Source organism: uncultured Streptococcus sp., from assembly GCF_963518475.1.
GTDB lineage: Bacteria > Bacillota > Bacilli > Lactobacillales > Streptococcaceae > Streptococcus.
On sequence record NZ_CAUQJA010000003.1, the window covers coordinates 1 to 25,027 of the forward strand.

The 25,027-nt window shown below is 40.2% G+C and carries 22 protein-coding genes; 17 read left to right on the plus strand and 5 right to left on the minus strand.

Annotated features, from left to right (window positions below):
* Positions 1 to 111: 111 nt before the first annotated feature.
* A complete protein-coding gene (locus RYK12_RS01705) occupies positions 112 to 1,671 on the minus strand; it encodes an ATP-binding cassette domain-containing protein (RefSeq protein WP_314846602.1) in 1,560 nt (519 codons plus the stop codon).
* Between the two features lie 389 nt (positions 1,672 to 2,060).
* Positions 2,061 to 2,390: a hypothetical protein gene (locus tag RYK12_RS01710; protein WP_049546492.1), complete on the minus strand. Its 330-nt coding sequence runs from the start codon at positions 2,388 to 2,390 to the stop codon at positions 2,061 to 2,063.
* Positions 2,391 to 2,558: 168 nt separating this feature from the next.
* Between RYK12_RS01710 and RYK12_RS01715 the strand changes: the two genes are divergently transcribed.
* The 6 genes from RYK12_RS01715 (at position 2,559) to carB (ending at position 10,157) form a co-directional block, all read left to right on the plus strand.
* Positions 2,559 to 3,101 carry a DUF177 domain-containing protein gene (locus RYK12_RS01715; protein ID WP_049546493.1) on the plus strand — a complete coding sequence of 181 codons (543 nt, stop codon included), beginning with the start codon at positions 2,559 to 2,561 and terminating at the stop codon, positions 3,099 to 3,101.
* Positions 3,101 to 3,730 carry an endonuclease III gene (gene nth / locus RYK12_RS01720; protein ID WP_049546494.1) on the plus strand — a complete coding sequence of 210 codons (630 nt, stop codon included), beginning with the start codon at positions 3,101 to 3,103 and terminating at the stop codon, positions 3,728 to 3,730. The genes RYK12_RS01715 and nth overlap by 1 nt, the downstream gene beginning before the upstream one ends.
* Positions 3,731 to 3,940: 210 nt before the next feature.
* Complete coding sequence (gene pyrR / locus RYK12_RS01725; protein ID WP_000850023.1) at positions 3,941 to 4,462, plus strand: bifunctional pyr operon transcriptional regulator/uracil phosphoribosyltransferase PyrR; 522 nt, start codon at positions 3,941 to 3,943, stop codon at positions 4,460 to 4,462.
* Positions 4,463 to 4,480: 18 nt separating this feature from the next.
* The gene (locus RYK12_RS01730) at positions 4,481 to 5,404 is read left to right on the plus strand and encodes an aspartate carbamoyltransferase catalytic subunit (protein ID WP_314846603.1); all 924 of its coding nucleotides are present in this window, start codon (positions 4,481 to 4,483) and stop codon (positions 5,402 to 5,404) included.
* Positions 5,405 to 5,453: 49 nt separating this feature from the next.
* Positions 5,454 to 6,533, plus strand: coding sequence for a carbamoyl phosphate synthase small subunit (locus RYK12_RS01735; protein WP_000166853.1), 1,080 nt, complete (start codon positions 5,454 to 5,456; stop codon positions 6,531 to 6,533).
* A 447-nt stretch (positions 6,534 to 6,980) separates the two neighbouring features.
* Positions 6,981 to 10,157: a carbamoyl-phosphate synthase large subunit gene (gene carB, locus RYK12_RS01740; RefSeq protein WP_314846604.1), complete on the plus strand. Its 3,177-nt coding sequence runs from the start codon at positions 6,981 to 6,983 to the stop codon at positions 10,155 to 10,157.
* A 69-nt stretch (positions 10,158 to 10,226) separates the two neighbouring features.
* Here the strand turns inward: carB and RYK12_RS01745 are convergent, their stop codons facing one another.
* From RYK12_RS01745 to tacF, 3 genes are read right to left on the minus strand one after another with little or no spacing between them, the layout of a single operon-like run.
* On the minus strand, positions 10,227 to 11,036 hold the full coding sequence (locus RYK12_RS01745) for a phosphorylcholine transferase LicD (RefSeq protein ID WP_314846605.1): 810 nt from the start codon (positions 11,034 to 11,036) through the stop codon (positions 10,227 to 10,229).
* A 1-nt stretch (position 11,037) separates the two neighbouring features.
* Positions 11,038 to 11,841, minus strand: coding sequence for a phosphorylcholine transferase LicD (locus RYK12_RS01750; RefSeq protein ID WP_261086266.1), 804 nt, complete (start codon positions 11,839 to 11,841; stop codon positions 11,038 to 11,040).
* Between the two features lie 9 nt (positions 11,842 to 11,850).
* Positions 11,851 to 13,338, minus strand: coding sequence for a type IV teichoic acid flippase TacF (tacF, locus tag RYK12_RS01755; protein ID WP_314846606.1), 1,488 nt, complete (start codon positions 13,336 to 13,338; stop codon positions 11,851 to 11,853).
* A 334-nt stretch (positions 13,339 to 13,672) separates the two neighbouring features.
* On the opposite strand from tacF, the gene RYK12_RS01760 reads away from it, so the two are divergent.
* The 11 genes from RYK12_RS01760 (at position 13,673) to RYK12_RS01810 (ending at position 25,017) form a co-directional block, all read left to right on the plus strand.
* Entirely contained in the window at positions 13,673 to 14,380 is a 708-nt protein-coding gene (locus RYK12_RS01760) for a 2-C-methyl-D-erythritol 4-phosphate cytidylyltransferase (RefSeq protein ID WP_000638490.1), read from the plus strand.
* Positions 14,381 to 14,384: 4 nt separating this feature from the next.
* The gene (locus RYK12_RS01765) at positions 14,385 to 15,407 is read left to right on the plus strand and encodes a ribitol-5-phosphate dehydrogenase (RefSeq protein WP_000609877.1); all 1,023 of its coding nucleotides are present in this window, start codon (positions 14,385 to 14,387) and stop codon (positions 15,405 to 15,407) included.
* 16 nt (positions 15,408 to 15,423) lie between these two features.
* Entirely contained in the window at positions 15,424 to 16,293 is an 870-nt protein-coding gene (gene licA / locus RYK12_RS01770; protein WP_314846607.1) for a choline kinase LicA, read from the plus strand.
* Positions 16,283 to 17,161, plus strand: a complete 879-nt coding sequence (locus RYK12_RS01775) for a DMT family transporter (RefSeq protein WP_314846608.1) — start codon at positions 16,283 to 16,285, stop codon at positions 17,159 to 17,161. Before licA ends, RYK12_RS01775 begins: the two co-directional genes overlap by 11 nt.
* A gap of 11 nt (positions 17,162 to 17,172) precedes the next feature.
* Entirely contained in the window at positions 17,173 to 17,862 is a 690-nt protein-coding gene (locus RYK12_RS01780) for a sugar phosphate nucleotidyltransferase (RefSeq protein WP_314846609.1), read from the plus strand.
* 87 nt (positions 17,863 to 17,949) lie between these two features.
* On the plus strand, positions 17,950 to 18,798 hold the full coding sequence (gene dprA, locus RYK12_RS01785) for a DNA-processing protein DprA (protein ID WP_314846611.1): 849 nt from the start codon (positions 17,950 to 17,952) through the stop codon (positions 18,796 to 18,798).
* Between the two features lie 223 nt (positions 18,799 to 19,021).
* Positions 19,022 to 21,109: a type I DNA topoisomerase gene (gene topA, locus RYK12_RS01790; RefSeq protein ID WP_314846612.1), complete on the plus strand. Its 2,088-nt coding sequence runs from the start codon at positions 19,022 to 19,024 to the stop codon at positions 21,107 to 21,109.
* Positions 21,110 to 21,366: 257 nt separating this feature from the next.
* Positions 21,367 to 21,726, plus strand: coding sequence for a YbaN family protein (locus RYK12_RS01795; protein WP_314846613.1), 360 nt, complete (start codon positions 21,367 to 21,369; stop codon positions 21,724 to 21,726).
* A 92-nt stretch (positions 21,727 to 21,818) separates the two neighbouring features.
* Positions 21,819 to 22,451, plus strand: coding sequence for a copper homeostasis protein CutC (locus tag RYK12_RS01800; RefSeq protein ID WP_314846614.1), 633 nt, complete (start codon positions 21,819 to 21,821; stop codon positions 22,449 to 22,451).
* A gap of 43 nt (positions 22,452 to 22,494) precedes the next feature.
* Positions 22,495 to 23,151, plus strand: a complete 657-nt coding sequence (locus RYK12_RS01805; protein ID WP_223330557.1) for an MmcQ/YjbR family DNA-binding protein — start codon at positions 22,495 to 22,497, stop codon at positions 23,149 to 23,151.
* Between the two features lie 303 nt (positions 23,152 to 23,454).
* Positions 23,455 to 25,017, plus strand: coding sequence for a 2-isopropylmalate synthase (locus tag RYK12_RS01810; protein ID WP_045607028.1), 1,563 nt, complete (start codon positions 23,455 to 23,457; stop codon positions 25,015 to 25,017).
* Positions 25,018 to 25,027: the final 10 nt, after the last annotated feature.

Below are 25,027 nucleotides of genomic sequence, written 5' to 3' on the forward strand. Positions count from 1 at the left end.
ATAGCCCTGGGACAAACCACCCGTTTGACGGGTGGTCATGATTGTGGGAAGATTTACTTTCTCTTCTCCTAAAATTGTGTTTTTGCCCCACCTATCTGCTATGTTGCAAATTTATAAATTGTCTAAATTAACTACATCCAAACCGTGTTCTGTTAAGCGATAGATGATTGAACAGACCTCTTTTAAGAAACGACGGTCATGCGAAACAGTGATGAGACCGCCTGGATAGGTGGCAAAGAGTTTTCTGATTTGGGGTTGAGAAGTGGGTGAAAAGTTTCGTGTGGGTTCATCCAGAAGGAGAAAGTTTGGTTTGCGCAAGACTAAATCCAAAAGCAGGAGTTTACCCTGTTGCCCGCCAGATAAGGAGCGAATTTGATGCTGCATTTCTGGATAACTGAAATTGAGACTAGCTAGATGAGATTGGATTTTCTGTAGTTCCTCTTTTTCTCCAGTTTTGCTGAGGTAGGCTATTGGTGATAAATCCAATTGCAGTTTTTTGTGGTAATCTTGTGGCATAAAACCAAGCGAAATTTCTCTTTTTGCGCTAAGCAGTTGTTGCAACTTGGCTAGCAGAGTCGATTTTCCAACACCATTTGGGCCGATGATACCGATTTTTTCTTGGCCATGGACAGTTAGTTGCAGTCCCTGAACCAAAACTCGGTCGCCAATGGACAAATTTTCTTTTTCCAATTGGATTAAGACTTTAGAAGCCGGTAATGGTTGGACATCTGAAAAGAAAAGTTTGATTTCTTCCTCTTCAAGTGGCTTTTGGGTCATGGCCTGAGCTACCCTTTCGTAGCGTTTTTCTTGAGAGAGGACAGTTTTCATCTTTTTAGCCAATAGGCGACCGGCAGTACTGTCTTTAGTAGCTCTAAGCGCAGTTTCTACATTTTGCTTGACTCGTCGATGTTTTTCCATGGTTTTATCGTAGGCTCTTTGATCGTTAGCAGCTTGCTTGCTTTGTTTGGCAAAATTAGCCTTTCTCTGCTCACTATAGCGATCATAGTCTAAATGCTCTACTAGTGTTTCCGCTTCTTTACGGTGCTTGACCAGTCGCAAGTGAACAATAGTGTCTGCCGTTTCAGAAAGAAAGTCTTCATCATGGGAAATGAAAATAACGGTTTGCCTCATCTTCTGTATCTGTCTTTTTAGCCAATCAACCGTCTCAAGGTCTAGGTCATTTGAAGGTTCATCTAGAAATAGAATCTCAAAGGGTTTGGCTAACTCATGGATGAGCTGAATTTTCAAAGCTTCGCCTCCTGATAGACTGCCAATCTCTTGGTTGCTAGCGAAGCGATCGCCATCAAAATGCAATTCCTCAGCCAAACGATAGAGGATACTGTAGTCTAAATCAAGAGAATCTAAAAAGAAGTAGTCGTGTAGACTTTTCTTTTTCAGCTCCTCGGGAAGTTTTTGAGGAATATAGGCCAGTGACTGATAGTCAGACTGGATGTCTCCCTTGATAGTGAAATCAGACAAAGTTTCCCCCATTAAAGTTTTAAGTAAGGTTGATTTGCCATTTCCTTCCTCTCCAATAATAGCTACTTTTTCCCCGTCTTGGATGGTCATGTTTAAGTCTGAGACAAGATCTCGTAAATCTTTGTTTTGTGTGATGGTCAGATGATTGATTTTTATCATATTGTTGCCCTTTCTAGAATGTCGATAGTGCATAACAAAAAGCTCTACTTTATCTAGTAGAGCCAAAGTTTATGTCAAAAAACTCTATTAATACTCTTCGAAAATCTCTTCAAACCACGTCAGCGTCGCCTTACCGTAGATATATGTAACTGACTTCGTCAGTCTTATCTACAACCTCAAAGCAGTGCTTTGAGCAACCTGCGGCTAGCTTCCTAGTTTGCTCTTTGATTTTCATTGAGTATAAAATGCCAGAAAAAGAGCATAAAAGAGTACACAAAAAGAGACAAAAACAAGATCTACTAAATAAAGGTTCTTTATTTGATAGACTTAGTTGTTCATGTCTCCCTTACCTCCGAGTATTAGTATCTCTATACTATACCTTTCAGGATATTTTGTCAACAGAAAACTGACAATTCTAATCTCTAAAATCCGAAAACAGGTCCATAAAGAGTTAGTACGTGTTTGACATGCTCATAATGAAATTTGTCATAGTTGCGCCAAGCGGTACGTGCTTGATCGTTTAGTTTTAGGCTACCAAGGCCTATCAGAAGACTGGTACGTTGGTAAAATTTCTCAAGGTCGATTAAAATACTGTTGTTCAACTTTTCCGCTTTTTTGAGCTCTTTTATAGTAGTGTTTAGCAGCTCTTGTAGTCGAGTATCATCTGCAGTACCCTGTTTGCAGCTTTGGAAACTTTTATTTAACTCGGATAGGAGTTGGGTTGCATTAGTAATGAGTTCTTTGTCTTCCATATGAGCATCCTCCTTGCTCTGATGTATTATTGCCTATAGTATAGCACTAAAAAACAAAAATGTCATAGTAAATATGTTAAAAAATCGAATTTTAATTATAAAGTTTGCCGTGCTGATTTGTAGCCTTTTCATGGTATAATCAAGAGAGTAAATCTTTATGGAGGAAGTATGAAATTAAATATTCAAGAAATTCGTAAGCAGTCTGAAGGCTTGCATTTTGAACAAATGTTAGACCTAGCCGCCGACCTACGTGCACGTAATCAAGAAATTTTAGATGTAAAAGATATCCTTGCAGTTGGAAAAGTACAGTACGAAGACCGTATGTATTTCTTAGACTATCAGTTGTCTTATACCATTGTCCTTGCTTCAAGTCGTAGTATGGAGCCAGTTGAGTTAGTTGAATCTTATCCAGTAACGGAAGTTTTCATGGAAGGCGCAACTAACCAACTAGATCAGGAAGTTTTAGACGATGATTTGGTCTTGCCTATCGAAAATGGAGAACTTGATCTTGCTGAGAGCGTGTCAGACAATATCCTACTAAATATTCCTATTAAGGTCTTGACGGCTGAAGAAGAAGCTGGTCAAGGATTTGTTTCAGGAAATGACTGGCAAATCATGACAGAGGAAGAATACCAAGCTCAACAAGCAGTTAAGAAAGAAGAAAACAGTCCTTTTGCTGGCTTACAAGGACTATTTGATGGAGACGAATAATGGTCTTGTCAAAAAAACGCGCACGAAAGGTGCTACAAGAAATCATTGCTCTTTTTCCAGATGCCAAGCCCAGTCTTGATTTTACCAATCATTTTGAACTTTTGGTTGCGGTCATGTTGTCAGCGCAGACGACGGATGCAGCGGTAAATAAGGCCACACCAGGTCTCTTTGCTGCCTTTCCAACGCCACAAGCCATGTCTGTTGCAACAGAAAGTGAGATTGCTTCACACATTTCTCGCCTGGGACTGTATCGAAATAAGGCTAAATTCCTTAAAAAATGTGCCCAACAGTTACTAGACGATTTTGATGGCCAAGTTCCTCAAACACGTGAGGAATTAGAGAGTTTAGCAGGTGTTGGTCGCAAAACAGCCAATGTAGTCATGAGTGTGGGGTTTGGGATTCCAGCCTTTGCAGTGGATACTCATGTGGAGCGTATTTGCAAACACCACGATATTGTCAAAAAATCAGCGACACCGCTTGAGGTGGAAAAACGAGTTATGGATATCTTGCCACCGGAGCAGTGGTTAGCAGCCCATCAGGCTATGATTTATTTTGGAAGAGCCATTTGCCATCCTAAAAATCCAGAGTGTGACCAGTACCCACAGTTATATGATTTTAGCAATTTATAAGATGGGGTTTCAAAAGTTTTTGCTTGATTTTAGGCTCGCTTTGTGCTATAGTATTTGATAACTAAATATTCCTTTAAACCTGTCCCGTGAGGCAGGCAAGGAGCGTGATAAAGTAGAAGGGTGGAGTCTATACTGTTTGCAGTAGGGCTTACTTAGCTATACATTTCAAGTCTCCTTGTTTAAGGAGACTTTTCTTTTTGGAGGTTTGTCATGAAGACAAAAGAAGTTGTAGACGAATTGACCGTCAAACGGGCGATTACGCGTATTACTTACGAGATTATCGAACGCAACAAAGATTTGAATAAGATCGTCTTGGCTGGTATTAAAACTCGTGGTGTCTTTATCGCCCACCGAATCCAAGAACGTTTGGAGCAGCTAGAAAATCTTTCAGTTCCTGTTGTAGAATTGGATACCAAACCTTTCCGTGATGATGTTAAAAGTGGAGAAGATACTTCTTTGGTTTCTGTCGATGTGACAGACCGCGAAGTTATCTTGGTGGATGATGTGCTCTATACAGGTCGTACCATACGTGCTGCTATTGATAATATTGTCGGTCATGGCCGTCCTGCGCGCGTGAGTTTAGCTGTTCTAGTCGATCGTGGACATAGAGAATTGCCAATCCGTCCAGATTACGTTGGAAAGAATATCCCAACCAGTCGTTCTGAAGAAATCATCGTAGAGATGGCAGAACTTGATGGCCAAGACAGAGTTCTGATTACTGAAGAAGCTTAGAAAGCTAAAGGAGTAGCCATGTCAGAAAATCAACAAGCATTGAACCATGTGGTGTCCATGGAAGACCTCACTGTCGATCAAGTCATGAAATTGATCAAGCGAGGAATTGAGTTTAAAAACGGAGCTCAGCTTCCCTATGAGGACCATCCGATTGTTTCCAATCTTTTCTTTGAGGATTCTACACGGACGCATAAGTCCTTTGAAGTGGCAGAGATTAAATTGGGATTGGAACGACTTGACTTTGATGTCAAGACTAGTTCGGTTAATAAGGGTGAGACACTTTATGATACCATTTTGACTTTGTCTGCTTTAGGAGTGGATGTCTGTGTGATTCGCCATCCTGAGGTTGACTACTACAGAGAGTTGATTGCTAGTCCGACGATTACGACTTCCATCATCAATGGTGGAGATGGTTCGGGACAACACCCTAGCCAAAGCTTGCTGGATTTGATGACTATTTATGAGGAATTTGGCCACTTTGAGTGTCTCAAGGTTGCGATTGCAGGTGACTTGGACCACTCACGCGTTGCTAAATCCAATATGCAGATTTTAAAACGCTTGGGAGCTGAACTTTACTTTGCTGGACCTGAGGAATGGAGAAGTCAAGAGTTTGCGGACTATGGACAGTTTGTAACCATTGATGAAATCATTGATCAGGTGGATGTCATGATGTTTCTCCGTGTGCAACATGAACGCCATGATAGTGGTGCAGTCTTTTCAAAAGAAGACTACCATGCCCAACATGGTTTGACTCAAGAACGTTATGACCGTTTGAAAGAAACAGCAATCCTCATGCACCCAGCTCCAGTCAATCGTGATGTAGAAATCGCAGACCACTTGGTTGAAGCACCAAAATCACGGATTGTTCAACAAATGACGAATGGTGTCTTTGTTCGAATGGCAATCTTAGAATCCGTACTGGCGAGTAGAAACGCCAACTAAAACACAAGACGTTAAAAGACGCCAGTGAGCGTCCACGAGAGGTGAAAATATGACAAAAAGACTTCTAGTATTAGAAGATGGCACAGTTTTTGAAGGCAAGGCCTTCGGAGCAGATATTGATGTTACAGGCGAAATCGTCTTTAATACAGGGATGACCGGCTACCAAGAATCCATTACAGACCAGTCTTATAATGGACAAATCTTGACCTTTACCTATCCTTTGGTGGGAAATTATGGAATTAACCGTGATGACTACGAATCCATTATTCCAACTTGTAAGGGAGTTGTCGTTTTCGAAGAGGCGCGTCGAGCTAGCAACTGGCGCAACCAAATGACCTTGGATGAATTCTTGAAAGCTAAGAAAATTCCAGGTATTTCAGGAATTGATACGCGTGCCCTTACCAAGATTATCCGTAAGCATGGTACTATGCGTGCAACCTTGACCCATGTTGGGGACAGCATGGACCATGTGACTGACCAACTCCAAGCAACAGTATTGCCGACAGACAATATCAAACAGGTTTCTACTAAAACATCCTATCCAGCTCCAGGAGTCGGTTTGAGCGTGGTGCTAGTGGACTTTGGTCTTAAGCACTCAATCCTACGTGAACTTTCTAAACGCAACTGTAACGTGACGGTTGTTCCTTATTCGACAACGGCTGAAGAAATTCTCCATCTCAACCCTGACGGAGTTATGTTGTCAAATGGTCCAGGTAACCCAGAAGATGTTCCACAGGCACTGGATATGATTCGTGGTGTGCAAGGAAAAATTCCAATCTTTGGTATCTGTATGGGGCACCAACTCTTTGCAATGGCAAATGGTGCTAAGACCTACAAGATGAAGTTTGGTCACCGTGGATTCAACCATGCGGTTCGTGAAATTGCAACTGGACGTGTGGATTTTACAAGTCAGAACCATGGTTATGCAGTTAGCCGTGAGGATTTGCCAGAGCACTTGATCATTACCCATGAAGAAATCAATGACAAGTCAGTTGAAGGTGTACGTCACAGATACCAACCTGCTTTCTCTGTTCAATATCACCCAGATGCAGCCCCTGGTCCACACGACGCAAGCTACCTATTTGACGAGTTTATCGAGATGATGGAAGCTTTTAAACAATCAAACTAGGAACTAGTAAAAGCTCGTCGGAGAATTTATGTAACTGAACACGGACGGAAAACTCGGAATTTAGAGAAACCAATTTGGATTGTCAATCCTTCCTTGGTTTCCTAAAATTCAATCGTTTTCTATTCGTCCTTTGTATCTTATTTAATGTCGCCCTGAGAGGCGACGAATAGAAAGGCAGGTCGTTTCTTTTAGTCGCTATCAGGCGAACTAAAAACTCCCTGCACTAGATTTTTTACCGAAAAGTATCGTTTCGCTAAAAAATCGTCGGAGAATTTATTTAATGTCGCCCTGTGAGGCGCCGAATAGAAAGGAGAAGATACATTGTTCGCGGAAGTGAACACGCCCTAAGAACTGTGTGAAAAAGATAAACATCGTCTTGACGCTGAAGGTGTCTGCACCGAGTTTCCTATTTTCACTGTGTTCTTTACGGGCTTTGTATCATAAACTATGCCTAAACGTACTGATATTCAAAAAATTATGGTGATTGGTTCTGGTCCGATTATTATTGGTCAGGCTGCTGAGTTTGACTATGCTGGGACCCAGGCTTGCTTGTCGTTGAAAGAGGAAGGTTATGAGGTTGTCTTGGTTAACTCAAACCCTGCCACCATCATGACGGACAAGGAGATTGCTGATAAGGTTTATATTGAACCGATTACACTTGAGTTTGTGACACGTATTCTTCGAAAGGAACGTCCAGATGCCTTGCTACCAACACTCGGTGGTCAGACAGGTCTCAACATGGCCATGGAATTATCTAAAAATGGTATCCTAGATGAGCTTGAAGTAGAGCTTCTCGGTACTAAACTATCTGCCATTGACCAAGCGGAGGACCGTGACCTCTTTAAACAATTGATGGAAGAGCTCAACCAACCCATTCCAGAATCTGAAATTGTTAATACTGTCGAAGAAGCAGTTGACTTTGCAGTAACGATTGGCTACCCGGTCATTGTCCGTCCAGCCTTTACCCTTGGTGGTACTGGTGGAGGTATGTGTGCCAACGAGGAAGAATTGCGTGAAATCGCTGAAAATGGTTTGAAATTGTCACCTGTTACCCAATGTTTGATTGAGCGTTCAATCGCAGGATTCAAGGAAATTGAATACGAAGTTATGCGTGACTCAGCTGACAATGCTTTGGTTGTATGTAACATGGAAAACTTTGACCCAGTCGGGATTCACACAGGAGATTCCATTGTATTTGCTCCTGCCCAAACCATGTCAGATTATGAAAATCAAATGCTTCGTGACGCAAGCTTGAGCATCATTCGTGCCCTTAAGATTGAAGGTGGATGTAATGTTCAGCTGGCACTTGATCCCCATAGCTTTAAGTATTATGTTATCGAAGTAAACCCTCGTGTATCGCGTTCGTCAGCCCTTGCTTCTAAGGCGACGGGTTATCCAATCGCTAAATTGGCTGCTAAGATTGCAGTTGGTTTGACCTTGGATGAAGTTATTAATCCAGTAACAGGATCAACTTATGCCATGTTTGAGCCTGCCCTTGACTATGTGGTTGCCAAAATTCCTCGTTTCCCATTTGATAAGTTTGAAAAGGGTGAACGCCGTCTTGGTACACAGATGAAGGCGACTGGGGAAGTAATGGCGATTGGTCGTAACATTGAGGAATCTCTCCTTAAAGCTTGCCGCTCACTTGAAATTGGTGTTCATCACAATGAAATTCCAGAACTTGCTAGTGTTTCAGATGATGCCTTGATTGAAAAGGTTGTGAAAGCTCAAGATGACCGTCTCTTCTATGTGTCAGAAGCTATTCGCCGTGGTTACACACCAGAAGAAATTGCAGAGCTTACAAAAATCGATATTTTTTATCTCGATAAACTCCTACATATCTTTGAAATTGAGCAAGAATTGGGCGCTCATCCACAAGATTTAGACGTTTTGAAAACTGCCAAACTCAATGGATTTTCAGACCGTAAGATTGCTGAACTTTGGGAAACGACTGCAGACCAAGTTCGCCAGCTTCGCTTGGAAAACAAGATTGTCCCAGTCTACAAGATGGTAGATACTTGTGCGGCAGAATTTGACTCTGAAACACCATACTTCTATTCAACCTATGGTTGGGAAAACGAGTCTATCAAGTCTGATAAAGAATCTGTACTTGTCCTAGGTTCTGGTCCAATCCGTATCGGTCAAGGGGTCGAGTTTGACTACGCAACTGTTCACTCTGTTAAGGCTATCCAGGCTGCTGGTTATGAAGCTATTATCATGAACTCAAACCCAGAGACTGTTTCAACAGACTTCTCTGTATCAGATAAGCTTTACTTTGAGCCATTGACATTCGAAGATGTTATGAACGTCATTGACTCGGAGCAACCAAAAGGTGTTATCGTTCAGTTCGGTGGTCAAACAGCTATCAACCTTGCGGAGCCATTGGCAAAAGCAGGTGTGACTATCCTTGGTACACAGGTCGCTGACCTAGATCGTGCCGAAGACCGTGACCTCTTCGAGCAAGCTCTTAAAGATTTGGATATTCCACAGCCACCAGGACAAACGGCTACCAATGAAGAAGAAGCAGTGCTTGCGGCTCGCAAGATTGGTTTCCCAGTCTTAGTCCGTCCATCTTATGTTTTAGGTGGACGTGCTATGGAAATCGTTGAAAACGAAGAAGACCTTCGTTCTTATATGCGTACTGCGGTTAAGGCAAGTCCAGACCACCCTGTTCTTGTTGACTCTTATATCGTTGGACAAGAGTGTGAAGTCGATGCCATTTCAGATGGTAAAAATGTACTCATTCCTGGTATCATGGAGCATATCGAACGTGCTGGTGTCCACTCAGGTGACTCAATGGCCGTTTACCCACCACAAACCTTGTCGCAAAAGGTACAAGAAACAATCGCAGACTATACTAAACGCCTAGCAATCGGTCTTAACTGCCTTGGAATGATGAACATCCAGTTTGTTATCAAGGATGAAAAAGTCTACGTTATTGAGGTCAATCCACGTGCCAGCCGTACGGTTCCATTTCTTTCTAAAGTGACCAATATCCCTATGGCTCAAGTAGCAACCAAGCTCATTCTTGGTCAAAAACTTGAAGAACTTGGCTACCAAGATGGACTTTACCCTGAAAGCACCCGCGTTCATATCAAGGCTCCAGTCTTCTCCTTCACCAAGTTAGCGAAAGTAGATAGCTTACTTGGTCCTGAAATGAAGTCAACAGGGGAAGTTATGGGTTCTGATACGACTTTGGAAAAAGCTCTCTATAAGGCCTTTGAAGCTTCTTACTTACACTTGCCAACTTTTGGTAACGTTGTATTTACCATCGCTGATGATGCCAAAGAAGAAGCCTTGGACTTGGCTCGTCGTTTCCAAAATATTGGCTATGGAATCCTCGCGACAGAAGGGACAGCAGCCTTCTTTGCCAGTCATGGATTGCAAGCCCAACCTGTTGGTAAGATTGGTGATGACGATAAGGATATTCCAAGCTTTGTTCGTAAAGGAAGAATTCAAGCTATCATTAATACAGTTGGAACAAAACGAACTGCAGACGAAGATGGTGAGCAGATTCGCCGTTCAGCTATTGAACACGGAGTGCCCCTCTTCACAGCCATAGATACAGCTAACGCCATGCTCAAAGTATTGGAAAGCCGTAGTTTTGTTACAGAAGCAATTTAAATAGAAAAAAGAGAAGGTGTAACGATCTTCTCTTTTTTGTTATATTTTTTCTTGTAAACTACTTCTTAATCAGCTTTTGCGATAAGCTTTAATACTATGACTATACCATTCTTGCATTTCCTTTGATGGTGGTGTCATATAATCCCCATACATCTGGTTTAAAAATTGATCATATTTTTTAGGGACGGGCAGCATACGGCCTTCAAACTCAGTTAAGATCAGTTCTTTAAAGGTATCAACTGGGAAGACTTCTTTCATACCTTCCTTACCAATCCCAATTCCTCCTTCATATTGAGGAGAGTTGGTTGTAGCATTTTTGACTAGCTGATCAATTTTCTTGTAAAAGTAACGGGGATTGACCAATCGGAGGGCGTACCAGCTACATAATCTTAGAAAATCTTTTATTTTGCTATCACCGTGAACTGCGCGTGATTTTTTTATATAAGCTAGTTGACGAAGGGCTACATACTTATAACTCTTGTCGACAATGCTCAAGTCTGTAAAGCGATCAATTGGGAAGACATCGATAAAGAGACTGGTGTCATGACGCTTGTACTTAACATGATCTTCGATAACAGTAGAAGTATCCAAAATCGATGCGAAATTATGGAAGTACCAAGAAGAAGTGTCGTAGGAGAGAACCTTATAACGTGGATGGTCTTCTTCCTCAATAATTTTCAATAAGCGTTCATAATCTTCACGATAAAGGGAAATATCAATATCATCATCCCATGGAATCATACCTTTGTGGCGGATAGCTCCAAGCATGGTTCCATAACTGAGAAAATAAGGAATATTATGTTTCTTACAAGTCTCATCAATATAGTCTAGCAGGGCTAGTTGAATTTCTTTAATTTCTTCTTTTTCTAAATACTGCATCCTAATCCTCCAATTTGTAAGCGTGAAATTCATGACTGTAGAAGCGTTTTTCTTCTGGTGGTAGGGTCATATAATCTCCATAAAATTGTGTCAAAATAGTATCAAATTTTTCTGGCGCAGGAAGGGTCAAATTCTCAAAGGGTAAATCGATTGTTTTATCGAAGGTACCACTTGGGAAGACTTCCTTTTCCTTAAATTTAGAAGGGATAAAAGCCATATACTGCCCATTTTCACGACTATATTTTTGAATTTCTTTCTCGATTTTATGTGCGAAATAACGAGGAGAAACAGGTCGAAGGAGTAACCAGAAGGCTGTTCGTATCCAATCTTTTAAGAGGCTATCTTTATAGACAATATTTTTATGTTTACTGAAAGACAGAAGTTTGAAGCTTTCTAGCTTATAACAAATATCAATGACCTTAGGGTCATCAAAGCGATCCATAGGGAAAATATCGATAAAAACACCTGACTCATAGGTTTTTGTATTCCGAGTATCAATAATTTTAGTTGTACTGTCGGTTATTTTGATAAAGTTGTTAAAGTAGTTCTTATCAGTTTCTAAGGAAAGGAGCTTATATTTGCTTTTTTCCTTTTGAAAAATGTTTATAAATCGTTGGTAGTCTTCTCGAGGCATGGACAGATCGATATCGTCGTCCCAAGGAATAAAGCCCTGATGTCGAACTGCCCCAATCAGAGTACCGTAGTTAATAATATAGTTGATATTGTGCTTTTTACAGAGAGTATCAATATAATCCAAAATTTCTAATTCAATTTGTTTGGCATCTTCAATGGTTAGTTGTTTCATTCTAAACTCCTATGATCTTTTGAATTTATTTTTTAAGGCTAGGACATGGTTTAAAAATTCATAGAAAATGCTATCTTTGGTGAAGGCAAGTAGACCAATATAAGAGATGGCTGATAACAAGACAATCAAACCAGTATTAATCAAAAATGGCAAATTAATGACCATATCCACGGGATACAAGAAATTAATCAGGAAATAAATTCCTACAAAGGAAAGTGAAAAGAGCGAGTATCGAACAGTATAGCTAAAGATATGTCCTAAGTGGATGAGTTGTTTTCTATGGATGAAAATGATATAGAAAACAAGTAGAGAGGCCTCTGATAGCATAGTTGTCAGTAAGTAGTATTCAGGAGCCACGAAGTGGTTGAAAAAGAGGAGACTATTTAAGCCCAAATTGAGTAATCCTGCAAAGACTGTATAGACTGTGATTCGTTTTTCATAGCCATTTGTAAAGAGAATTTGGGAACCAAGAATGGTATCTAAGGCCAGGATAATCGTACGAAAAGCGAAGAGAGAGGTTAAGATACCACCTCCGATATATTTTTCACTACCGTAAAGTAGGATGGCATTTGGTCCTAAAACCATGAGTCCAAAACTCAGTGGAATGATAAAGAAGTTAAAGATTCGACTGCCTCTGTTAACAAGTGCGACATAGGCTTCCTTATCGCCTTTTCCTAGATAGTAACTGAGACGAGGCACACTCACTCCGATAGCTCCTGTTACAACACCAGCTATAACGGTCACAATTCGTTGAGCCATGGTATAGTAACTAACGTTGACATCAATCCCTGTTTTAACGAGGAAGAGACGATCCAAAAAAGTGAAGAGCATATTGGCATTGGCAAAGACCAACATGGCTGTCAAAGGGAGAAAGAGCGGTTTGAAATCACTTATGTGAATCTTAACAAGCTTAATGTCTCTTTTAATCCAAAAATAACTAATCAGATAGTTAATCAGTGTCGATAAACTCATCACAAGTGTATAGACAACAATATCGTGTTCATTTTTGACAAACAGGAAAATAGATACCAGCATCAGGATACGGATGAAGGCAGTCTTGTAAAAGAGAAAACTGTAATTTTCCAGAGCTTCATTGACCCACTCGATTGAAAAAATCTGGGCAATGAGTTGAATCCCCATAACAAGGTAGACCTTTTTGACGATTGGATTATCTGTAAAGAAGAGAGGATAGGCTAGGATATAGACAGCGGTGGTCAAAATCGTACAAGCTATGCACAAATAAAAAAGACTAGAGAAGGTTCTATTCAGATCTTTTTTGTTATCCTTGACATTACTGATGGCCCGTAAACCGTAGTTATAGACTCCATAAGTTGCAAAGGGTAAGAAAAATGACAAAATTGTGTCGACTGAGTTGAAGTAACCATAGTCAGTTCGGTCCAAGACACGCGCGACGTAGGTACCAGTTAAGATGGGAAAAATAATATTCAAGACACGAATTCCCATGTAAGATAGAGCATTTAATTTTATACTTTTCATTCAATTTACCTCGTTTTTCATTATATCATAAAGTCAGCTAATAAGAAATGAAGGGCAGTAAGTCAGACAATCACTTTGAAGCATCAAAGCTTAATTTTAAGTTTTCTTTAAGGAAAGTATATTATTCTGAAGAACTCTAAAATTTCACAGCCATTTATTAGTAATGACTACAGAATTCCTAGTCACTACTAGAAATGGACTAGTTTCTTTGAATAATAGAACTCCTTAATCCTTCTATTCTAGAACGGGAGGGCCGGTATTTCTTTCATGATAGGACTAGATTGTGGTATAATAGAGAGAATAAGTTTTTTTAGTAAGACAAAGGAGAAAATAGATGATTTATGCAGGAATTCTTGCTGGTGGAACTGGCACACGCATGGGAATCAGTAACTTGCCAAAACAATTTTTAGAGCTAGGTGATCGACCTATCTTGATTCATACAATTGAAAAATTTGTCTTGGAACCAAGCATTGAAAAAATTGTAGTTGGTGTTCATGGAGACTGGGTTTCCCATGCAGAAGATCTTGTAGATAAATATCTTCCTCTTCATAAGGATCGTATCATCATTACAAAAGGTGGTGCTGACCGTAATACAAGTATTGAGAAAATCATTGAAGCCATTGATGCTTATCGTCCGCTTACTCCAGAGGATATCGTTGTTACCCACGATTCTGTTCGTCCATTTATTACACTTCGCATGATTCAGGACAATATCCAACTTGCTCAAAATCATGACGCAGTGGATACAGTGGTAGAAGCGGTTGATACTATCGTTGAAAGCACCAACGGTCAATTTATTACAGATATTCCAAATCGTGCTCACCTTTATCAAGGACAAACACCTCAAACATTCCGTTGCAAGGACTTCATGGACCTTTATGGATCTCTTTCTGATGAAGAGAAGGAAATCTTGACAGATGCATGTAAAATTTTTGTGATCAAGGGCAAAGATGTGGCCTTGGCCAAAGGTGAATACTCAAATCTGAAGATTACAACCGTAACAGATTTGAAGATTGCAAAAAGTATGATTGAGAAAGACTAGTAAAATGATTAATCAAATTTATCAACTAACTAAGCCTAAGTTTATCAATGTCAAATACCAGGAAGAGGCTATTGATCAAGAGAATCATATCCTCATCCGCCCTAACTATATGGCTGTCTGTCATGCGGATCAGCGTTACTACCAAGGAAAACGTGATCCGAAGATTTTGAATAAAAAGCTTCCAATGGCAATGATTCACGAGTCATGTGGAACCGTCATTTCTGACCCAACAGGAACCTACGAGGTTGGTCAAAAAGTTGTCATGATTCCGAATCAGCCTCCTATGCAGAGCGATGAAGAATTCTATGAGAACTACATGACAGGGACCCATTTCTTGTCTAGTGGTTTTGATGGCTTTATGAGAGAGTTTGTTTCTCTCCCTAAAGATCGCGTGGTGGCTTATGATGCTATTGAAGATACGGTTGCAGCGATTACAGAGTTTGTCAGTGTCGGCATGCACGCTATGAATCGTCTATTGACCCTTGCTCATAGCAAGCGGGACCGAATCGCCGTTATCGGAGATGGAAGTTTAGCTTTTGTGGTTGCTAATATTATCAACTATACTTTGCCAGAAGCAGAGATTGTGGTTATTGGTCGTCATTGGGAAAAATTGGAACTTTTCTCATTTGCCAAAGAATGCTATATTACTGATAATATTCCTGAAGATTTGGCCTTTGACCATGCTTTTGAGTGTTGTGGTGGTGATGGTACTGGACCAGCCATTAATGACTTGATTCGCTATATTCGTCCTCAAGGAACGATTCTCATGATGGGAGTTAGCGAATATAAAGTCAATCTCAATACTCGCGATGCCTTAGAAAAAGGCTTGCTCTTAGTTGGATCTTCTCGTTCTGGTCGCATCGATTTTGAAAATGCAATCCAAATGATGGAAGTCAAGAAATTTGCCAATCGTCTTAAAAATATCCTTTATCTAGAAGAACCTGTAAGAGAAATTAAAGATATTCACCGTGTCTTTGCAACCGATTTAAACACAGCCTTTAAAACCGTGTTTAAGTGGGAAGTATAGGTGCTGGAGGTTAATTGTGGAGAAAATCATTAAAGAGAAAATTTCTTCCCTACTTAGTCAAGAAGAGGAAGTCCTCAGTGTTGAACAACTGGGGGGAATGACCAATCAAAACTATTTGGTCAAAACAACAAATAAGCAATACATCGTTAAGTTCTTTGGTAAAGGGACAGAAAAGCTGATCAATCGTCAAGATGAAAAGTACAATCTTGAACTACTAAAGGATTTAGACTTAGATGTAAAAAATTATCTTTTTGATATTGAAGCTGGTATCAAAGTAAATGAGTATATCGAATCTGCGATTACGCTTGATTCAACGTCAATCAAGACCAAATTTGATAAAATTGCTCCAATATTACAAACGATTCATGCTTCTGGCAAGGAATTAAGAGGAGAATTTGCTCCTTTTGAAGAAATTAAAAAATACGAATCCTTGATTGAGGAAAAAATCCCTTATGCCAACTATGAAGCAGTTAGAGAAGAAGTCTTCTCCTTAGAGAAAAGACTGGCTGACTTAGGTGTTGACAGAAAATCTTGTCATATCGATTTGGTGCCTGAAAACTTTATCGAGTCACCACAAGGACGACTTTATCTGATTGACTGGGAATATTCATCAATGAACGATCCAATGTGGGATTTGGCTGCTCTCTTTTTAGAGTCTGAATTCACTCGTCAAGAGGAAGAAGACTTCTTGTCTCACTATGAGAGTGAGCAAACACCTGTCTCTCGTGAAAAGATTGCCATTTATAAAATTTTACAAGATGCTATTTGGAGTCTATGGACAGTCTACAAAGAAGAGCAAGGTGCAGATTTTGGTGACTATGGTGTGAGTCGTTACCAAAGAGCTGTTAAAGGTTTGTCATATTATGGAGGTTCAGATGAAAACTAAAAATGGAGTTTCTTTTGGTCTACTCTCAGGTATTTTCTGGGGGTTGGGTCTAACGATTAGTGCTTATATCTTTTCGATTTTTACAGATTTGTCGCCCTTTGTGGTGGCTGCTGCTCACGATTTCTTGAGTATCTTTATCTTACTAGCTTTTCTTTTGATAAAAGAAGGAAAAGTTCGTCTCTCAATTTTCTTAAATATTCGCAATGTTAGTGTTATCATCGGAGCCTTATTAGCAGGCCCTATCGGTATGCAGGCCAATCTTTATGCGGTTAAGTATATAGGAAGTTCCTTAGCTTCATCTGTATCGGCTATTTATCCTGCAGTTTCAGTTTTATTGGCTTTCTTCTTTTTGAAGCACAAGATTTCAAAAAATACTGTGTTTGGGATTGTCTTGATTATTGGAGGGATTATTGCTCAGACCTATAAGGTTGAACAGGTTAATTCTTTCTACATTGGGATTCTCTGTGCTTTGGTTTGTGCTATTGCATGGGGAAGCGAAAGTGTTCTTAGCTCTTTTGCCATGGAAAGTGAACTGAGTGAAATCGAAGCCCTCTTAATCCGTCAAGTGACTTCATTCTTGTCCTATCTTGTGATTGTGCTCTTTTCTCATCAGTCATTTGCAGAAGTGGCCAATGGACAATTGTTAGGTCTTATGATTGTCTTTGCAGCCTTTGATATGATTTCCTACTTGGCTTATTATATCGCTATCAATCGCTTGCAACCAGCCAAGGCTACAGGTTTGAACGTGAGTTATGTAGTTTGGACTGTCTTGTTTGCAGTTGTTTTCTTGGGTGCACCTCTAGATATGCTGACAATTATTACGTCACTTGTCGTTATTGCTGGAGTTTATATTATTATTAAAGAATAAAGGAGATTCGTGTGAAAGCCATCATCTTAGCAGCGGGATTGGGAACTCGCTTGCGTCCTATGACTGAAAATACCCCTAAAGCCTTGGTTCAGGTTAATCAAAAACCTTTGATTGAATACCAAATTGAGTTTTTAAAAGAAAAAGGAATTAATGACATCATCATCATCGTTGGTTACCTTAAAGAACAATTCGATTACTTAAAAGAAAAATATGGAGTTCGCCTCGTTTTCAATGATAAATACGCTGACTACAATAACTTTTACTCTCTCTATCTTGTAAAAGAAGAGTTAGCTAACAGCTATGTTATTGATGCTGACAATTATCTCTTTAAAAATATGTTCCGCAATGATTTGACACGTTCGACTTATTTTAGTGTCTATCGTGAAGATTGTACCAACGAATGGTTCTTGGTCTATGGAGATGACTACAAGGTTCAAGACATTATTGTTGATAGCAAGGCAGGTCGCATCCTTAGTGGTGTATCCTTCTGGGATGCTCCAACTGCAGAAAAGATTGTCAGCTTTATCGATAAGGCTTATGCAAGTGGCGAATTTGTTAATCTCTACTGGGACAATATGGTTAAGGATAACATCAAAGAGCTAGATGTCTATGTTGAAGAATTAGAAGGTAATAGCATCTATGAGATCGATAGTGTCCAAGACTATCATAAATTAGAAGAAATTCTAAAAAACGAAAATTAAAGATTCCAACATCTGGCTAAAATAGTCGGATGTTTTTTTGATTTTTTACGAATAAATAGATGAGTAGAAAAAGAAATGGAGATATTTATGAAAATCACAAACTATGAAATCTATAAATTGAAAAAATCAGGTTTGAGCAATCAACAGATTTTAAACGTTCTAGAATACGGTGAAAATGTCGATCAAGAACTGTTGTTAGGAGATATTGCAGATATATCAGGTTGCCGAAATCCAGCTGTTTTTATGGAACGTTATTTTCAGATAGACGATGCGCATTTGGAGAAAGAATTTCAAAAATTTCCATCTTTCTCTATTTTAGATGACTGTTACCCTTGGGATTTGAGTGAAATATACGATGCGCCTGTGCTTTTATTTTACAAGGGAAATCTTGACCTCTTGAAATTTCCTAAGGTAGCAGTCGTAGGAAGTCGTGCTTGTAGCAAACAGGGAGTTAAGTCAGTTGAAAAAGTCATTCAAGGCTTGGAAAATGAACTGGTTATCGTCAGTGGATTAGCCAAGGGCATTGACACAGCCGCTCATATGGCAGCTCTTCAGAATGGCGGAAAAACCATTGCAGTGATTGGAACAGGACTGGATGTGTTTTATCCTAAAGCCAATAAACGCTTGCAAGACTACATCGGCAATGATCATCTGGTTCTCAGTGAGTATGGACCAGGCGAACAACCTCTGAAATTTCATTTTCCTGCCCGTAATCGCATCATTGCTGGACTTTGTCGTGGTGTGATCGTAGCAGAGGCTAAGATGCGCTCAGGTAGTCTCATTACCTGTGAGCGAGCAATGGAGGAAGGGCGCGATGTCTTTGCTATTCCTGGTAGCATTTTAGATGGACTATCAGACGGTTGCCATCATTTGATTCAAGAAGGGGCAAAATTGGTTACAAGTGGGAAGGATGTTCTTGCGGAATTTGAATTTTAATACTCTTCGAAAATCAAATTCAAACCACGTCAGCTTCACCTTGCCGTACTCAAGTACAGCCTGCGGCTAGCTTCCTAGTTTGCTCTTTGATTTTCATTGACTATAAGACGGAAGTTCGCTTACTAGACAAACTTTTCTTCTATATATAGGAGCTAAGTCTTGACAGTTATGGCAAAATGGTTTACACTTTATAAAGTTTATTACTTTGAAAAGGTGTGATACTGTGGCTACGGCAACAAAAAAGAAAAAATCAACAGTTAAAAAAAATCTAGTAATCGTGGAGTCGCCTGCTAAGGCGAAAACGATTGAGAAATACCTCGGCAGAAACTACAAGGTTTTAGCCAGTGTCGGGCATATCCGTGATTTGAAGAAATCCAGTATGTCCGTCGATATTGAAAATAATTATGAACCGCAATATATCAATATCCGAGGAAAAGGTCCTCTTATTAATGACTTGAAAAAAGAAGCTAAAAAAGCTAATAAAGTTTTTCTGGCGAGTGACCCGGACCGTGAAGGAGAAGCGATTTCTTGGCATTTGGCTCACATTCTCAACTTAGATGAAAATGATGCCAACCGTGTGGTCTTCAATGAAATCACCAAGGATGCGGTCAAAAATGCTTTTAAAGAACCACGCAAGATTGATATGGACTTGGTCGATGCCCAACAGGCTCGTCGTGTCCTAGACCGCTTGGTGGGGTACTCGATTTCCCCTATTTTGTGGAAGAAGGTCAAGAAGGGCTTATCAGCAGGGCGCGTACAGTCCATTGCCCTTAAACTCATCATTGACCGTGAGAATGAAATTAATGCCTTCCAGCCAGAAGAATACTGGACAATTGATGGTGTCTTTAAAAAGGGAACCAAGCAATTTCAGGCTTCCTTCTATGGAGTGGATGGTAAAAAGCTGAAACTGACTAGCAATGATGAGGTCAAGGAAGTTCTGTCTCGTCTGACTAGTAAAGATTTTTCAGTGGATCAGGTAGATAAGAAAGAGCGCAAACGCAATGCTCCATTACCCTATACCACTTCATCTATGCAGATGGATGCTGCCAATAAAATCAATTTCCGTACTCGAAAAACCATGATGGTTGCCCAACAGCTCTATGAAGGGATTAATATCGGTTCTGGTGTTCAAGGTTTGATTACCTATATGCGTACCGATTCGACCCGTATCAGTCCTGTAGCGCAAAATGAAGCAGCAAGTTTCATTACGGACCGTTTTGGTAGCAAGTATTCTAAGCATGGTAGCAAGGTCAAAAATGCTTCAGGTGCTCAGGATGCCCACGAGGCTATTCGTCCGTCTAGTATCTTTAATACACCTGAAAGTATTGCTAAGTATCTGGATAAGGATCAGCTCAAGCTTTATACTCTTATCTGGAATCGTTTTGTGGCTAGCCAGATGACAGCTGCTGTCTTTGATACCATGGCTGTTAAATTGTCTCAAAATGGGGTTCAATTCGCTGCCAATGGTAGTCAGGTTAAGTTTGATGGTTATCTTGCCATTTATAATGATTCTGATAAGAATAAGATGTTACCAGATATGGCTGTTGGATATGTAGTCAAGCAGGTCAATAGCAAACCAGAGCAACATTTCACTCAACCGCCTGCTCGTTATTCTGAAGCGACACTGATTAAGACCTTGGAAGAAAATGGGGTTGGACGTCCGTCAACCTATGCACCGACCATTGAAACTATTCAGAAACGTTATTATGTTCGCCTTGTAGCCAAACGTTTTGAACCAACAGAGTTGGGAGAAATTGTTAACAAGCTCATCGTTGAATATTTTCCAGATATCGTAAACGTGACCTTTACAGCTGAAATGGAAGGCAAACTGGATGATGTCGAAGTCGGAAAAGAGCAGTGGCAACGTGTTATAGATGCCTTTTACAAACCATTTTCTAAAGAGGTCTCCAAGGCTGAAGAAGAAATGGAAAAAATCCAGATCAAGGATGAACCAGCTGGATTTGACTGTGAAGTGTGTGGCAGTCCAATGGTTATTAAACTTGGTCGATTTGGTAAGTTCTACGCTTGTAGCAATTTCCCAGATTGCCGTCATACCCAAGCAATCGTGAAAGAGATTGGTGTTGAGTGTCCAAGTTGTCATCAGGGACAAATCATTGAGCGTAAAACCAAGCGTAACCGCCTCTTCTATGGTTGCAATCGCTATCCAGACTGTGAATTTACTTCTTGGGACAAGCCTGTTGGTCGTGACTGTCCAAAATGTGGCAATTTCCTCATAGAGAAAAAAGTCCGTGGTGGTGGCAAGCAGGTTGTTTGTAGCAAGGGTGACTACGAAGAAGAAAAGATTAAATAAGAGGAGGAGCCCGAAAGTAAATTTCAGGCTCTTTTTGGTTAGAACTTGACAAAATTCATCATTTTATGCGAAACTAGAAGAAGATTATTTTATACTCAATGAAAATCAAAGAACAAACTAGGAAACTAGCCGCAGGTTGCTCAAAGCACTGCTTTGAGGTTGCAGATAAGACTGACGAAGTCAGGAACCATACCTACGTCAAGGCGACGTTGATGCGGTTTGAAGAGATTTTCGAAGAGTATTAACTAGGAGTAGTTATGCGTATTATTTATCTTATTATTGGTTTTTTATCGCTGGCCTTGGCTATTGTTGGGGTTGTTTTACCCTTGTTGCCTACAACGCCTTTTCTTTTGTTGTCTATTGCTTGTTTCTCCAGAAGTTCCAAGCGTTTCGAAGATTGGTTGTATCATACCAAACTCTATCAAGCATATGTAGCTGATTTTCGCGAGACTAAGTCTATTGCGCGTGAACGAAAGAAAAAAATCATCGTATCTATCTACATCTTGATGGGAATTTCCATTTTTTTTGCACCTCTTTTACCAGTCAAAATCGGTCTGGGTGCTTTGACCATCTTTATCACCTATTATCTCTTTAAGGTTATTCCAGACAAAGAATAGTTAAAATAGTAGTTATTTGCCTTGATAAAATTGAAAGCATATTCACAACAATATGATATAATAAATTTAAAGTAATCTTCAAGGAGAATCAAATGATTTACGAATTTTGTGCTGAAAATGTGACCTTGCTTGAAAAAGCGATGCAGGCTGGAGCTCGTCGAATCGAACTCTGTGATAATCTTGCAGTTGGTGGGACAACACCCAGCTATGGAGTGACTAAGGCAGCGGTTGAATTGGCAGCTAACTACGATACGACCATCATGACCATGATTCGTCCACGTGGTGGCGACTTTGTCTATAATGAACTAGAAATTGCAATTATGCTAGAAGACATTCGGTTGACTGCTCAGGCTGGAAGTCAAGGGGTTGTATTTGGAGCTTTAACTGCTGATAAGAAGTTGGATAAACCTAATCTTGAAAAGTTAATTACTGCATCAAAAGGAATGGAAATTGTCTTCCACATGGCCTTTGATGAATTGAGCGAAGAAGACCAGTTAGAAGCTATTGACTGGCTCAGCCAAGCCGGTGTCACTCGTATCCTAACTCGCGCTGGTGTGTCTGGCGACTCCTTAGAAAAACGTTTTGCTCACTATCACAGAATTTTGGAGCACGCTAAAGGTAAAATTGAAATTCTACCAGGCGGGGGGATTGACCTTGACAACCGTCAAATCTTTATCGACCAACTGGGAGTGACACAACTACATGGTACTAAGGTTGTCTTTTAAAAAATAGAAAGGAACTGCTAGCTTTGGGTAGCAGTTTTCACTTATGTTTGAAATTTTTAAATCCTATCAGTTTAATCAAGAAAAGGCTCATGATTATGGTTTTGTAGAAAATGGTGGAGTGTGGACCTATAGTTGCCAAATTTTGCAGGGTGACTTTGTCATGACTGTGTCCATCACTACTGATAATGTGAGTTTTCAAGTCTTTGACCAGGAGACTGGTGACCTCTATCCTCAAGTCCATATGGAAAGTTTTAAAGGAAGTTTTGTTGCAAGTGTCCGTGAGGGTTGTCTGGAGATTCTCTACCAGATTCGGAAGGCTTGTTTTGAGGTACAGGATTTTATCTATCCTCAGACTAAGCGTACCATGGTTCAGGTTCAGGAAAAGTATGGAAATCAGTTGGAGTATTTGTGGGAGAAATCGCCTGATACAGCAGTGTTAAGACACGAAGGAAATCAAAAGTGGTATGCCGTCTTGATGAAAATCTCTTGGGATAAGCTGGAAAAGGGCAGAGAAGGACAGGTGGAAGCAGTCAACCTCAAACATGACCAAGTAGCTGACTTACTTTCAAAAAACGGCATTTATCCAGCTTTTCATATGAATAAACGTTACTGGATTAGTGTGGCGCTTGATGATACTTTATCAGATGAAGAAGTACTGGAATTGATAGAAAGAAGCTGGAATTTAACCACTAAAAAATGAAACATTTCAAGGATTTTCAATTAGCAAAATATTCTCTACTGAAGAAATTTTCAGAAAATATTGGATTTTTTCTTGACAAGTACTTTTGCCTATGCTAAAATACTAAACAAGATATCAAACGAAGGAGAAAGTCAAACATGAAAGCAGCTAAGTTTAATCAATTTGCTTTGTTGTTGAGGTACTCGGGCTAGTGCAAAAAGCATTAGTCCTGTTTGGCTTACCAAGCGGGAGTGAATCAACATCTCGCTTGGGCTTCTGAGCGAGATGTTTTTTTAAAACCACATTTGGAAAAGGGGAAATCTTATGAGAACAGTTGAATTTCTAGATACCAGCCTTCGGGATGGAGAACAGACACCTGGTGTTAATTTTTCAATCAAGGAAAAAATTGCCATTGCAAGACAGCTGGAGAAATGGGGCATTTCAGCCATCGAAGCTGGTTTTCCAGCGGCTAGTCCAGACTCATTTACGGCAGTTCAGGAGATTGCTAAGGCCTTGAAGAAAACAGCGGTGACTGGTTTAGCACGCTCTGTCAAGTCTGATATTGATGCTTGTTACGAGGCCCTCAAGGACGCCAAGTATCCACAAGTGCACGTCTTTATTGCAACCAGTCCGATTCACCGAAAGTATAAGCTCAATAAGAGCAAGGAAGAGATTTTGGAAGCAATCAGTGAGCATGTCTCTTATGCACGTTCCAAGTTTGAAGTGGTCGAATTCTCTCCTGAAGATGCGACCAGAACAGAGTTGGATTTCCTTCTACAAGTTGTTCAAACAGCGGTTGATGCAGGTGCGTCTTATATCAATATTCCTGATACGGTAGGATTTACCACACCAGAGGAATATGGAGCTATCTTCAAATACTTGATTGAGAATGTCAAGACGGATCGTCAGATCATCTATTCGCCTCACTGCCACGATGACCTTGGAATGGCAGTGGCTAATAGCCTTGCTGCTGTCAAGAATGGGGCAGGACGTGTCGAAGGAACTATCAACGGTATTGGTGAGCGAGCTGGAAATGCTGCTTTGGAAGAAATAGCAGTGGCTCTCAATATTCGCCAAGATTACTATCAAGCAGAAACTAGTATTGTTTTAAATGAAACCATCAATACGTCAGAAATGGTTTCTCGCTTTTCAGGAATTCCAGTTCCTAAAAACAAGGCTGTGGTCGGTGGCAATGCCTTTTCTCACGAATCTGGTATTCACCAAGACGGAGTTCTTAAAAATCCTCTTACCTATGAAATCATCACTCCTGAATTGGTCGGTGTCAAGAGTAATAGCCTTCCACTTGGAAAATTGTCAGGTCGCCATGCCTTTGTCGAGAAACTAAGAGAATTGGCGCTAGATTTTACAGAAGAGGATATCAAGCCACTCTTTGCTAAGTTCAAGGCGTTAGCGGACAAGAAGCAAGAAATCACAGATGCAGATATTCGAGCTTTGGTAGCTGGAACCATGGTTGAGAATCCAGAAGGCTTCCACTTTGATGATTTACAACTACAAACCCATGCGGAAAATGACATTGAAGCACTCGTTAGCCTAGCCAATATGGATGGTGAGAAAGTCGAATTTAATGCGACAGGGCAAGGTTCTGTTGAAGCAATCTTTAACGCTATCGATAAGTTCTTTAACCAATCCGTCCGCTTGGTGTCCTATACTATTGACGCTGTGACAGATGGAATTGATGCCCAAGCTCGGGTTTTGGTCACTGTTGAAAACAGAGATACAGAAACCATCTTTAATGCAGCAGGGCTTGATTTCGATGTACTGAAAGCATCTGCTATTGCCTACATCAATGCTAATACCTTTGTTCAAAAAGAGAATGCTGGTGAGATGGGACGCAGTGTTTCCTATCGTGATATGCCTAGTGTGTAAAGGAGAAAGC